Origin of the sequence: Chitinophaga sp. 22308, assembly GCF_052045305.1 — a bacterium.
Lineage (GTDB): Bacteria > Bacteroidota > Bacteroidia > Chitinophagales > Chitinophagaceae > Chitinophaga > Chitinophaga varians_A.
Map to the genome: position 1 here is coordinate 117,509 of NZ_JBQEOP010000007.1, position 13,056 is coordinate 130,564.

At 51.5% G+C, this 13,056-nt stretch carries 8 protein-coding genes; 7 read left to right on the forward strand and 1 reads right to left on the reverse strand.

The window, feature by feature from the left end:
* Positions 1-3 precede the first annotated feature (3 nt).
* The 6 genes from ACTJJS_RS26425 to ACTJJS_RS26450 all read left to right on the forward strand — a co-directional run bounded on the left by ACTJJS_RS26425 (position 4) and on the right by ACTJJS_RS26450 (position 11,584).
* Entirely contained in the window at positions 4-702 is a 699-nt protein-coding gene (locus ACTJJS_RS26425; protein ID WP_440666339.1) for an L-ribulose-5-phosphate 4-epimerase, read from the forward strand.
* An 11-nt stretch (positions 703-713) separates the two neighbouring features.
* Positions 714-2,192 (forward strand): L-arabinose isomerase, encoded by a 1,479-nt coding sequence (araA, locus tag ACTJJS_RS26430; protein WP_440666341.1) that lies wholly within the window; start codon positions 714-716, stop codon positions 2,190-2,192.
* An 84-nt stretch (positions 2,193-2,276) separates the two neighbouring features.
* Positions 2,277-3,959: a sodium:solute symporter family transporter gene (locus ACTJJS_RS26435; protein WP_168874020.1), complete on the forward strand. Its 1,683-nt coding sequence runs from the start codon at positions 2,277-2,279 to the stop codon at positions 3,957-3,959.
* A 53-nt stretch (positions 3,960-4,012) separates the two neighbouring features.
* Positions 4,013-4,732: an NUDIX hydrolase gene (locus tag ACTJJS_RS26440; RefSeq protein WP_168874021.1), complete on the forward strand. Its 720-nt coding sequence runs from the start codon at positions 4,013-4,015 to the stop codon at positions 4,730-4,732.
* 142 nt (positions 4,733-4,874) lie between these two features.
* Positions 4,875-6,854 (forward strand): alpha-L-arabinofuranosidase C-terminal domain-containing protein, encoded by a 1,980-nt coding sequence (locus ACTJJS_RS26445; protein WP_440666342.1) that lies wholly within the window; start codon positions 4,875-4,877, stop codon positions 6,852-6,854.
* Between the two features lie 8 nt (positions 6,855-6,862).
* The gene (locus ACTJJS_RS26450; RefSeq protein ID WP_440666344.1) at positions 6,863-11,584 is read left to right on the forward strand and encodes a beta-L-arabinofuranosidase domain-containing protein; all 4,722 of its coding nucleotides are present in this window, start codon (positions 6,863-6,865) and stop codon (positions 11,582-11,584) included.
* 71 nt (positions 11,585-11,655) lie between these two features.
* On the opposite strand, the gene ACTJJS_RS26455 is transcribed toward ACTJJS_RS26450, so the two are convergent.
* Complete coding sequence (locus ACTJJS_RS26455; protein WP_440666346.1) at positions 11,656-12,633, reverse strand: hypothetical protein; 978 nt, start codon at positions 12,631-12,633, stop codon at positions 11,656-11,658.
* Positions 12,634-12,705: 72 nt separating this feature from the next.
* Here ACTJJS_RS26455 and ACTJJS_RS26460 point away from each other — a divergent pair, with 72 nt between their 5' ends.
* Positions 12,706-13,047, forward strand: a complete 342-nt coding sequence (locus ACTJJS_RS26460) for a hypothetical protein (protein ID WP_440666348.1) — start codon at positions 12,706-12,708, stop codon at positions 13,045-13,047.
* Positions 13,048-13,056: the final 9 nt, after the last annotated feature.

Here is a 13,056-nt window from a genome sequence, read left to right on the forward strand (position 1 = left end):
TGTATGCAACAGTATCAACATATCCGGCAGGCGGCCTATGAAGCCAATATGCAGCTGCCTGCGCTGGGACTGGTCATCTTCACCTTCGGCAACGTCAGCGCGGCAGACCGCGGACTGGGCGTGTTTGCCATCAAACCCAGCGGCGTTCCCTATGCGGAACTATCTCCCGAAAAAATGGTGATAGTGGACTTCGACGGGAAAACAGTGGAAGGACAACTGCGCCCTTCTTCTGATACCCTTACCCATGCAGTATTGTATAAGCACTGGGAAGATATTGGCGGTATCGTGCATACACACTCCACCTATGCCACGGCATGGGCGCAGAGCCAGCGCGATATCCCCATCTACGGCACCACCCACGCCGACCATAACACCATCGACATCCCCTGCGCCCCGCCCATGCACGATGATATGATTGCCGGCGATTATGAATACCAGACCGGTTTCCAAATTATCAACACCCTGGCGGAACGTGGATTGTCCTATAAAGAAATAGAAATGGTCCTGGTGGGAAACCATGCTCCCTTCACCTGGGGCGCTACACCTGCCAAAGCAGTATATAACAGCGCAGTATTGGAGTCGGTCGCACAAATGGCCTATCTCACAGAATCCATCAACGAGAATGCTCCCCGGCTGAAAGATGCGCTGATCAAAAAACACTTTGAACGTAAACATGGCCCCAATTCCTATTACGGGCAGTAAAACAAGCGAACATGATTGATCTGAAAAACTACGAGGTCTGGTTTGTAACGGGTAGCCAGCACTTATACGGCGAAGAAACATTAAAACAAGTGGCTGCCCACAGCCGGGAAATTGCGGCTTCGCTTCACCAGGATGCCCGTATACCCGTTACCGTGGTTTATAAGCCCACTGTTAAAACAGCGGATGAAATTTACGCGGTATGCATGGAAGCCAACAGCACGCCCAATTGTATAGGCGTCATCACCTGGATGCATACGTTCTCGCCCGCCAAAATGTGGATACGAGGGCTGAAAGCATTGTCCAGGCCCATTTGCCACCTGCATACGCAGTTCAACCGCGATATCCCATGGAGCGAAATAGACATGGACTTTATGAACCTCAATCAAAGCGCCCATGGCGACAGAGAGTTTGGGTTTATGATGAGCCGCATGCGTATCAACCGGAAAGTGATCACCGGCCACTGGCAGGACCCTGAAGTGCTGACAGAACTGGGCGCCTGGGCCAGGGTGGCCGCAGGATGGCACGACTGGCAGGGCGCACGCTTCGTTCGTTTCGGCGACAACATGCGCTACGTGGCAGTAACAGATGGCGATAAAGTGGAAGCGGAATCGAAGCTGGGATTCTCCTGTAACACACATGGCATCGGCGACCTGGTGCAGGTCATCAACGGTATCTCTGATGCCGCCGTGACGGCGCTGGTGAAGGAATACGGGGAAGCCTATACGGTTTCTGCCGCACTGCTGCAGGACCAGGCACTGAAAGACGCGGCCAGGATAGAACTGGGGCTGAAAACATTCCTGGAAGAAGGAAATTTTAAAGGGTTCTCTGATACTTTCGAAGACCTGCACGGCATGATACAGCTGCCAGGTATTGCCGTACAGCGGCTCATGAAAGCGGGGTACGGTTTTGCCGGCGAAGGCGACTGGAAAACAGCCGCGCTGGTAAGGGCGATGAAAGTAATGGGCAGCGGTTTGCCCGGTGGCAACTCTTTCATGGAAGATTATACCTATCACTTTGATCCGGCCAATCCTATGGTGCTTGGCTCCCACATGCTGGAAATCTGTGAGTCCATTGCAGACGGTAAACCCTCCTGTGAAAAACATCCGTTGGGAATAGGAGGAAAGGCAGACCCGGTGCGGCTGGTATTTAACTCCGCTGCTGGTCCTGCTATCAATGCTTCCATCGTGGACATGGGCAACCGTTTCCGCCTGCTGGTCAATGAAGTGGAGGCCGTGGCGCCGCCACAGGACCTGCCGAAGTTACCGGTGGCCCGCGTATTGTGGAAGCCATACCCGGACATGAAGCAAGGCTGCACCGCCTGGATACTGGCCGGCGGCGCACATCATACCTGCTACAGCCAGAACCTTACCGCCGCACAGATGCAGGACTTCGCAGACATGGCAGGTATTGAACTGGCCCTCATCGGCAAAAATACAGACCTGCGGGAGTTCAGGAATGAGCTTCGCTGGAACGATGTCTGTTATCGATAATCCCATTTGCGGCGGGCGTTCCCGGTAAAACACCGGGAATGCATGCTGCGGTATCACATGCCAACTTCCAACAAACAGCCCGTTATGCAAAACATTCTTTCCACTGGCGATATAATCGTCTTTATTATCTACTTCATTGTTGTTGCTGTATATGGTTACTGGATATACAGACGGAAAAAGAAAACTGATTCCGATACCAAAGACTTTTTCCTGGCCGAAGGTTCCCTCACCTGGTGGGCCATCGGCGCCTCGCTCATTGCTTCCAATATTTCCGCTGAGCAGTTTATCGGCATGAGCGGCGATGGTTATTTTGTCGGCATTGCCGTAGCGGCCTATGAATGGATCGCTGCCATCGCATTGATCATTATCGCGGTTTGGTTTATACCTATCTACCTGAAGAATAAAATTTATACCATGCCACAGTTTTTGAAGACGCGCTACAACGAAACCGTGGCGCTGATCATGGCTGTTTTCTGGCTGTTTCTCTATGTGTTCGTTAACCTTACTTCTATTTTATACCTCGGCGCGCTGGCCATCAACGGACTACTGGGCGGTGAGTACCTGCATGTGGTGATGATTGCCCTCTCTGTGTTTGCCATCATCATTACCCTGGGAGGTATGAAGGTGATAGGTTACACGGATGTGATCCAGGTAGGGGTATTGATCATCGGGGGGCTGGCCACCACCTATATGGCGCTGACGCTTGTCAGTGAGAAATTTGGCCTGGGGCACGATGCCCTGGCGGGTTTTAATGCGCTGATGAAAGATGCGCCCGATCATTTTCATATGATACTGGCCAAACCGACCACCGCTTCTTCACAGGAATATATCAACAAATACCTGGTGCTGCCGGGTATCCTGATGTACGCAGCAGGACAATGGATCGTGAACCTGAACTACTGGGGCTGTAACCAGTACATCACACAACGCGCGCTGGGCGCTGATCTGCAAACGGCCCGCCACGGCATCCTCTTTGCAGGGCTGTTGAAGATCATGATGCCTGTTATCGTGATGCTGCCCGGTATTGCTGCCTACGTATTGCAGAAAAATGGCCACCTGCCTGGTCTGGCCAGCAAAGACGGCGCCTACGCGGCCATCCTGGGTTTCCTGCCTTCGGGCCTGAAAGGTCTATCCATAGCGGCGCTGACTGCCGCAATCGTGGCTTCCCTGGCAGGTAAGGCCAACAGTATCTCCACCATTTTTACCCTGGACATTTACCGTAAATACATCAAAAAAGACGCTTCCGAGGCGAAGCTGGTGTGGACCGGACGTATCACCGTTATCACGGCGATGCTGCTGGGAATCCTCTTCACCTGGAACGATCTGCTGGGCATAGGCGGCGAAGGCGGATTTACGTTCATCCAGAAATATACCGGTTTTATCAGTCCGGGCGTATTTGCCATGTTTATACTGGGCATGTTCTGGAAACGTACTACCGGCGCGGCTGCCGTAGCCGGTATCATCACCGGGTTTACGCTGTGTGTGTTCTTTAACCAGTTTGCACCGGCGGTATTGGGGCATGAAACCATTTTCTATACTGCTTACCCTAACGGGAAAGGCGGCTATGAAATACCTTTCCTCATCTGTATGGGACTGGCCTTTATGTTTACCATGATCGTCATGGTACTGATCAGTTTCGCAGGACCGAAAGTCAATCCGAAAGCCTTTGTGCTGGACAAGGCCATGTTCAGGGTCACACCGGCTACCACTGTGCTGATCGTCGTTATATTATTGCTGTTGTCTGCTTTGTATATCCGGTTCTGGTAAGGATGTGGGAATTCCCGTCAATATATTGTACTTTCATCTCCTAATTTGTTTTTATGAAGAGATACTCGCAGCAGACCAGGTTGTTATTTGCCGTTGACTGTATCATTTTTGGGTTCGATGGCCAGGAGCTGAAACTGTTGCTGATACAAAGGGGGTTTGAGCCATGTAAAGGCAAATGGAGCCTGGTGGGCGGTTTTATACAGGAACATGAAAGTGCGGAAGAGGCAGCCAGCAGGGTCCTGAAAAATCTCACCGGACTGGATGGTATCTATATGGAACAACTGCATACTTTCAGCTCTCCGTCCCGTGATACCGTGGAGCGTACTGTGTCTGTCGCCTATACCGCACTGATTGACATACAGAAGTACAAACAGCAGCTCAACGAGGACTTTCATGCCGTATGGTTCCCTATTAACCATCATCCTGACCTGATCTTTGACCATAAGGAGATGGTGGACCTGGCCAAGGAAAAGCTCCGCTATAAGGCAGCCTTGCATCCGCTGTTGCTGGAACTGCTGCCGGCGAAGTTTACCATTCCTCAATTGCAGCAATTGTACGAATCAGTATACAATACCACGTTCGATAAAGGTAACTTCAGCCGCAAGGTCCTTTCTACCAAACTGCTGGTAAAGCTGGCAGACAAAGACAAGCTAAGCTCAAAGAAAGGCGCCTGGTATTACAAGATCGACCGGAAAAAATATAATGCCAACTTCCATGCTTTCCTGAACTTCGTTCCCGACCCGCATGTATTACAGCGGAACGGTACATTATAAAAATGTGTGTAAAAAAAGTGTTCCCCATCCCAGGGGAACACTTTTTTTGCGGAATAATATAATTGTTTAAATGACAATTAAAGTATAGCCATCGATATACCGTATTATATCGTATACTATAAAAAAACAGGCACAACCGCATATGAAAATACGACATATCATTACCTCACTGGCACTTATGACAGGCGCTTATGCGCTTCCCTCAACTGCCCAGCAGCCGCTGAATTTCACGGTAAAGGCAGGGGAGGTGAAGGCATCGGTGTCCCCCAACATGTGGGGCATCTTCTTCGAAGACATCAACTTCAGCGCCGACGGCGGCATTTATGCTGAACTGGTAAAGAACCGATCTTTTGAATTCAGTGTTCCGCTGATGGGCTGGACCGTCCCGGAAGGCGCCGTGTCCGACGGGCAGATACTGGTGGTCAATCGCCGGGAGGACAACAGCTCCAACCCTCGTTTTGCAAAGATAACCCTGCCGGCCGCACGCAGTTTTACCATGGTCAATGAAGGTTTCCGTGGCATGGGCATTAAGGCAGGGGAGCAGTATAACTTCTCGCTGTACGCCCGCCTGCAGCCCGGCAGCGCTGTAAAGCTCACGGTAAACCTGCTGGACGATGCCGGCAAGACCATCGGAACAACTACCATATCGCCGGCCGGTGACAGCTGGCAGTTATACAAAGCCAGTTTTACGGCAGCAGCTACCGCCGCAAAAGGCAAGCTGCAACTGACTTTCACAGGCAGCGGCGGGATAGATGCTGACATGATATCCCTGTTCCCGCAACACACCTGGAAAGAACGCGGCAACGGTCTCCGGGCCGACCTGGTACAATTGCTGGCCGACCTGCATCCGGGCTTCCTCCGCTTTCCCGGCGGCTGTATCGTGGAGGGCCGTGACCTGGCGAACCGCTACCAGTGGAAAAAAACGGTGGGCGATGTGAGCGAACGTGAACTGATCATCAACCGCTGGAACACCGAATTTGCGCACCGCGCGGCGCCGGACTATTTTCAGTCTTTTGGCCTCGGGTTCTTTGAATACTTCCTGCTGGCAGAAGACATAGGGGCGTCACCGTTACCGATCCTTAACTGCGGCATGGCCTGCCAGTATAACAGCGGGGAAGTGGTGGCTGTCAACGAACTGGACCCGTACATCCAGGACGCGCTGGACCTCATCGAGTTTGCCAATGGCGGTGTTACTACCAAATGGGGCGCGCTGAGGGCCAAAATGGGACATCCGGCTCCGTTTAACCTGAAAATGCTGGGCGTGGGCAATGAACAATGGGGGCCACAATACGTGGAAAGATATACCTTGTTTGCAAAAGCGATTAAGGACAAATACCCGGACATCAGGCTGGTCAACAGTCTTGGCCCCAGTCCGTCAGGCGACAAGTTCAATTTCCTGAACGATACTCTCCGCAAATTACAGGCGGATATCCTCGATGAACATTATTATAGTCCGCCGGAATGGTTCCTCGGCAATGCGGCCCGGTATGATGCCTACGACCGTAAAGGACCTAAGATCTTCGCCGGCGAATACGCTGCGCATAGCAGGGGCACCGAGGGCCTCCAGCGCAATAACTGGCAGAGCGCCCTGGCGGAAGCAGCGTTCATGACGGGCCTGGAACGCAATGCCGATGTAGTGACGATGGCGTCTTATGCACCGCTGCTGGCACATGTGGACGGATGGCAGTGGGCACCGGACCTTATCTGGTTCGATAACCTGCGCGCGTACGGCACTCCCAACTACTACGTGCAAAAACTCTACGCCAATAATAAAGGCACCGTGGTAGTGCCCATATTAAAAGATAACAAAGTGATCAGCGGACAGGACAGCGTATATGCTTCTACGGTAGTAGATGAAAAAAGCGGTGAACTGGTGATCAAGCTGGTCAATGCGGCGGGCACGGCCCAGCCGGTAGCAGTGGCGGTGGAAGGCGTAAAAAGCCTGGCGGCCAGCGGGCGGCTGACTATCCTGCGAAGCAACAGCCTCCAGGCGGTGAATTCGCTGGAACAACCAGTGGGCATTGCTCCCGAGGAAAAGAACATCACCGTCAAAGGAAAAACGGTCCGTACTGAAATCGCGCCATGGTCTTTTTATGTGATCAGGGTTAAAATAAACAAGTAAGTGTTGTTATGAAGAAGTTGTTTCTTGTTTTGCTGGCGTTACATGCAGGACTGACCGATATCGCTGCGCAATCTTATGTGCCCGGCCTGCATGATGCTGTCGTGAAAGTGAAGCCGGTGGTGCCTTTGCAGGCATATACCTTTTCCCTTCGGGACGTAGAGGTATTGGACGGCCCGTTTAAAAAAGCCATGGAAGCCGATGCCGGCTATCTGCTGATAGTGGAACCTGACAGGCTGCTGGCCGATTTCCGCAATCATGCGGGTTTAAAGGAAAAAGCAGCACGTTATGGAGGCTGGGAATCCACCGGGCTGGCCGGTCACACCCTCGGCCATTACCTGTCAGCCTGCTCCATGCAATACGCTGCCACCGGTGACAAACGATTTCTCGACCGGGTGAACTACATGGTGGATGAACTGGCGGTATGCCAGGAGCACCGCAAGACCGGCTACCTGGGCGCTATCCCGGGTGAAGATACTTTATGGGCACAAGTGGCGGCAGGTAATATCCGCTCCCGTGGATTTGACCTGAACGGCGGCTGGTCGCCCTGGTACACTGTACACAAAATAATGGCCGGCCTGCTGGACGCCTATTTCTATTGCGGCAATAAAAAAGCGCTGACGGTAGAGAAAGGCATGGCCGACTGGACAGGGACAATCGTTGATCATCTCCCGGATTCACTGGTGCAAAAAATGTTGTTGTGCGAATATGGCGGCATGAACGATGTGTTGGTAAACACTTACGCGCTGACCGCCGAAAAGAAGTACCTGGACATGTCTTTCCGGTTTCATGACCGGCGTATCCTTGATTCCCTCGCTGCACAACTGGACGTATTGCCCGGCAAACATTCCAATACGCAGATCCCCAAAGTGGTAGGCTGTATCCGTCGCTATGAGCTTACCGGCAACAGGAAAGACAGCACCATCGCGGCTTTCTTCTGGAACACGGTGACAGGGCACCATTCCTATGCGCCTGGCGGCAACAGCAATTATGAGTACCTGGGGCCGGCGGACAAACTGAACGACCAACTGACGGACAACACCATGGAGACCTGCAACACCTATAACATGCTGAAGCTCACGCGGCACCTGTTTGCCCTGCGCCCGGCAGCCAACCTGATGGATTATTATGAACGCGGACTGTACAATCATATCCTCGCTTCACAAAATCATCAGAATGGCATGATGTGTTATTTTGTTCCGCTGCGAATGGGCGCCCGCAAAGAGTTCAGTGATTCGTTCCATACGTTTACCTGTTGCGTAGGCTCTGGCATGGAGAATCACGTGAAGTATGGTGAAAGCATTTATTTTGAAGGAGCAGACGGTAGTTTGTATGTGAACCTGTTCATCCCTTCCCGCCTGCACTGGCGTGACCGGAACGTTACCATAGAACAAACCACCCAACTGCCGGCAGACAATAAGGTATTGTTTACCATTCATACACGCAAATCCGCTTCGTTTCCTTTGCGCATCCGCCAGCCGCGGTGGGCAAAGGACGGCATGCAGGTATCTGTTAACGGCAAGGTACAAACGAACATTACTGCCGGTGCCGATGGTTATATTTCCCTGCAGCGTAAATGGAACGATGGCGACCAGGTAACACTCACGCTTCCGATGGGCATTTACAGTGAAGCCATGCCTGACAATCCCGGTCGTATAGCACTGCTGTATGGCCCCGTGGTACTGGCAGGCGTGCTGGGAGACAAGGAGCCCGACCCGGTTACCGGTATTCCTGTACTGGTTACACCGGAACGCAATCCGGCGAAATGGGTAATCCGTGGTCCGCAACAACCGCTGGTATTCCATACCCGCCAGGCAGGGCAGCCCAATGAACTGCAATTGGTGCCTTTCAGCACCGTGCAGCAGGAACATTACAGTGTGTACTGGGACATCTTTACGCCACAGGAGTGGGCCGTTCAACAGGAAAGATATGCCGCAGAGAAAAGACGGCAGCAGCAGATAGAGGCCAGCACCGTCGACATCCTGCGCCTGGGCGAAATGCAGCCGGAGAGGGACCACCATCTGACAGCAGATAAAAGCAGCACCGGCGAAGACCACGGCCGTAAATGGCGTATAGCCGAAGACGGGGGAGCGCTCACGTTCACCATGAAGGTGGACAGCAGTATGGAGAACAGTCTCCTCTGCAACTATTGGGGAATGGACAACCGTTACCGTACGTTCGATATCTTTATCGATGACGTAAAGGTCGCCACCGAAGACCTCAATCAATACAAAGCCAGCAAATTCTATGAAATCATATACCCGTTGCCGGTAGCCGTTACCCGTGGTAAACAAACGGTAACGGTTAAACTGCAGGCCCGTCCCAATAACAGCGCCGGCCCTGTATACGGTCCGGTAAGAATGATCAGGCACACCTCCGCCGGAGGGCAGTTGAAGCAGGATTATCCCATTCAGCCGGTACCGTTCACGCAGGTACATGTGTCTGATAATTTCTGGGCGCCGAAAATAAAAGTAAATGCCGAGGTGTCTATCCCCTACACCCTGGAGCAATGCCGGAAAACAGGTCGTATCGACAATTTCCTGCGGGCCGCCGGTAAACTTCAGGATGATAAAATGACCGAGTACACCTTTGATGATACAGACCTGTATAAAGTGATTGAAGGTGCCTCCTACAGCCTGCAGGTGAAGAAAAACCCGGAGCTCGACAAGTACCTGGATACCCTGATCGCCATTATTGGCGCCGCACAGGAAAAAGACGGGTACCTGTATACTTTCAGGACCATGAAAACAACGCATCCGCATGAATGGATGGGTGCCAAACGCTGGGAAAAAGAAGAAGACCTGAGCCATGAACTATATAACTCCGGTCACCTGTTTGAAGCCGCTGTAGCACATTATCAGGCTACCGGCAAAAGGTCGCTGCTGGACATCGCCATCAAAAACGCAGATCTGCTGGTGAGCGTATTCGGATTTGGCAAAGAAGAGCGTTTTCCCGGGCATCAGATCGTTGAAACAGGGCTCACCAGGATGTACCGGGTGACCGGCAAAAAGGAGTATCTCGACCTGGCTAAATTTTTCCTCGATGTACGGGGTCCGGGCAAACCCAACAGTGGCGAGTATAACCAGTCCTATAAAAAAGTGACCGAGCAGCACGAAGCTGTAGGACATGCTGTAAGGGCAGCGTATATGTACACCGGTATGGCCGATGTGGCGGCGCTGACCGGCAATCAGCAGTACCTGTCGGCCATTGACGATATCTGGCATGATGTGGTGGACCGGAAATTATATATTACCGGTGGTATTGGCGCTACCGGTAACGGCGAAGCGTTCGGCCACGCCTATGAGCTGCCCAATATGTCCGCCTACGCGGAAACCTGTGCGGCCATTGCCAATGTGTACTGGAACAGTCGCATGTTCCTGCTGCACGGCGATGCCAAATATATTGACGTGATGGAACGTACCCTGTACAACGGCCTGCTGAGCGGCGTATCGCTCAGCGGGGACCACTTCTTTTATCCTAATCCGCTGGCTTCCATGGGGCAGCACCAACGCAGCGCATGGTTTGGGTGCGCCTGTTGTATTTCCAATATGACACGCTTCCTGCCTTCCATGCCGGGTTATATCTATGGACAAAATGCCAACCATCTGTATGTGAACCTCTTTGTTGGCAATACAGCCGAGATAACCCTGCCTGCCGGAAAAGTAAAAGTTACGCAGCGTACCAACTATCCATGGGATGGCAGAACGGACATCACGGTAGCCCCGGACAAAGCCACTGCTTTCGCGCTGCACGTCCGTATTCCGGGATGGGCGCAGAACAAGCCGGTACCGGGAGAGCTCTATTTCGACGCGCCCGGAACGCCGCAAAAAAAGATCAGCATCCTGCTGAACGGTCGGCCGGCGCAATACCGCATGGAAAAAGGTTACGCCGTACTGGACCGCACCTGGAAAACGAACGATAAGGTGAGCCTTGATTTTCCGATAGCAGTGCAGAAAGTGATGGCCGACAGCCTCGTGGAAGCAGATAAAAGCCGTTTCGCACTGCAACGCGGCCCGCTGATGTATTGCCTGGAAGCGCCTGACAACAAGGATGCCACGGTGCAGAACATCATCGTCGATAAAAATGCGGCGGTGCATGCTGTCTATAAGCCTTCGCTACTGAATGGCGTCACGGTGCTGGAAATGAAAGGAATGTCCGCCAGCCGGCAGCTGAACAGCCAGGAGCTGGTAAAGTCGGCCCAAACGGTAACGGCTATACCATATTATGCCTGGGCCAACCGTGGCCCGGGGGAGATGACCGTGTGGATTCCCTTTGAAGAAGCCGCCGCCCGTCCCAAACCTGCGCCCACCATCGCTTCTAAAAGTAAAGTCAGCGCTTCTGCGCCTAACAAAAAAATGTACATGGCTCTGAACGACCAGTTTGAACCCAGGGATTCAAAAGATAACAGCACCCTGTATTTTCACTGGTGGCCCAAACAAGGTACAGCAGAATGGGTACAGTATGATTTTGACCAGGAGTACACTATCTCTTCTTCCAGTGTGTACTGGTACGATGATGGTCCATTCGGTGGTTGCCGTGTGCCCGCTTCCTGGAAGCTATACTACAAAAAGGGTAATGAATGGATACCGGTGCAAAATGCCGGTAGTTACGGCACCGCGAAAGACCAGTATAACGTGGTGCGATTTGACCCGGTAAGAACCACCGCGTTAAAAATAGAAGTGCAGTTGTCATCGGAGAACTCCTCCGGCATTCAGGAATGGATGGTTAAATAGGTGTATCAGCGATAAAAAGGATGTCCCGCCATATGATGGCGGGACATCCTTTTTTAAACAAACTTCCCCGGTTATTTTTTCTGATTCAGTTTTCCTTCCAGTTCCTTCATCCGGTTGTCCAGCTGAATAATATACAGGCTCATTTCCTCCATCTTCTTTACCAGGATTTTATTGATTTCTCCAACATCCTGTCCCTGTGTTTCTACTTCCTTTGCGGCTGGTAAATCCGGCAGGTGTTTGTTTTCCGTGATATAGCGTGCCAAGTCGGAAATAGGGCGTAACTCAAACTCAGGACTAAATACATAGTCCGGCCAGTTGTCGGTGCTCACCTTTACCTTGTTCGCAAAAACATCACCATTAACCATCAGCTGTGATTTTTTTGTGGGATAGCCAATCGTGACATTACCGGTGGTATAGTTGGTACGCAGTGCATTGGAGAGGTTGACATCATTTTGCACCGTGAGGTTAAACGGAACGTCATATCCCTGCGTGGGAGCGGCAGTTATTTGCTCCAATCGCTGATAGGCGCCGCTAATCGTTACTACTTCATAAATAGAGTAACCAACATAACCACCATGATAAATATAAATATCATAGGAGGTAGGTGCCGCCCCGGCTACATTGGGGATGATCTTTATCAGAGATACAGGTGCTATATAACCGGTGCGTGTAGCATACGCGCTGAAAGGAAAGCCGTTGACCATAGAAGATCCGTTACTGGTACGGATGTACAGCTCTGTCTGTCCCATCTGGGTTATCCCTGCGTTATAACCGGTGCCTCCATGGAAACGGATAGTAGCAGTTGAACCTTCCTGTGGCATCGTCAGTGTGCCAAGTTTGATCCATGCGTAATTAGCGGTGTTGGCGTTATACATATGACCTACTATGGTAGGGTTTTGCGCGCCGGCCCGGAAGCCTGCAAGACACAAGGGAAAAATAAATACCAGTAACAGGCTGCTTTTTACCTTGCAACGGATAGCCGGGTTTTGCGAAAAAAAACGTAATGGGAGTGTAGCTACCGATAGGGCTAACTTACTTAAGTTTATCATGTTGTATAGGTTATAATTAGTTGGTGACAAAAATAAAAAACTAACGTTACATTTACTCAATACAAACAATAAATGGATACCCTATACCCCGAACTGGAAGACTATATTTATCGGTACTGTGAGAAATTTATGACGGAAGATGAGTTAGACTCGAAGAAGGCCATCAGTTATGGTTTCAACACGCAGTCTGAATCAATTCTTGCCATCATGCGGCAAAAAGGATGGATCAGTGACGATCCAAGAATATTGACCATGATAGCAGATGGTAATCAGGCATTGAAAGACAGTATTATAAAACGTGTATGGAATGAACACCGGCATGAGTTGCCCTTAAATCTCTGTCCGAAGTGCCACAAAATTGCCAGGACGCCACAGGCCCGTCAATGCCGCTATTGTTTTCATGACTGGCATTAGAACGGGCCT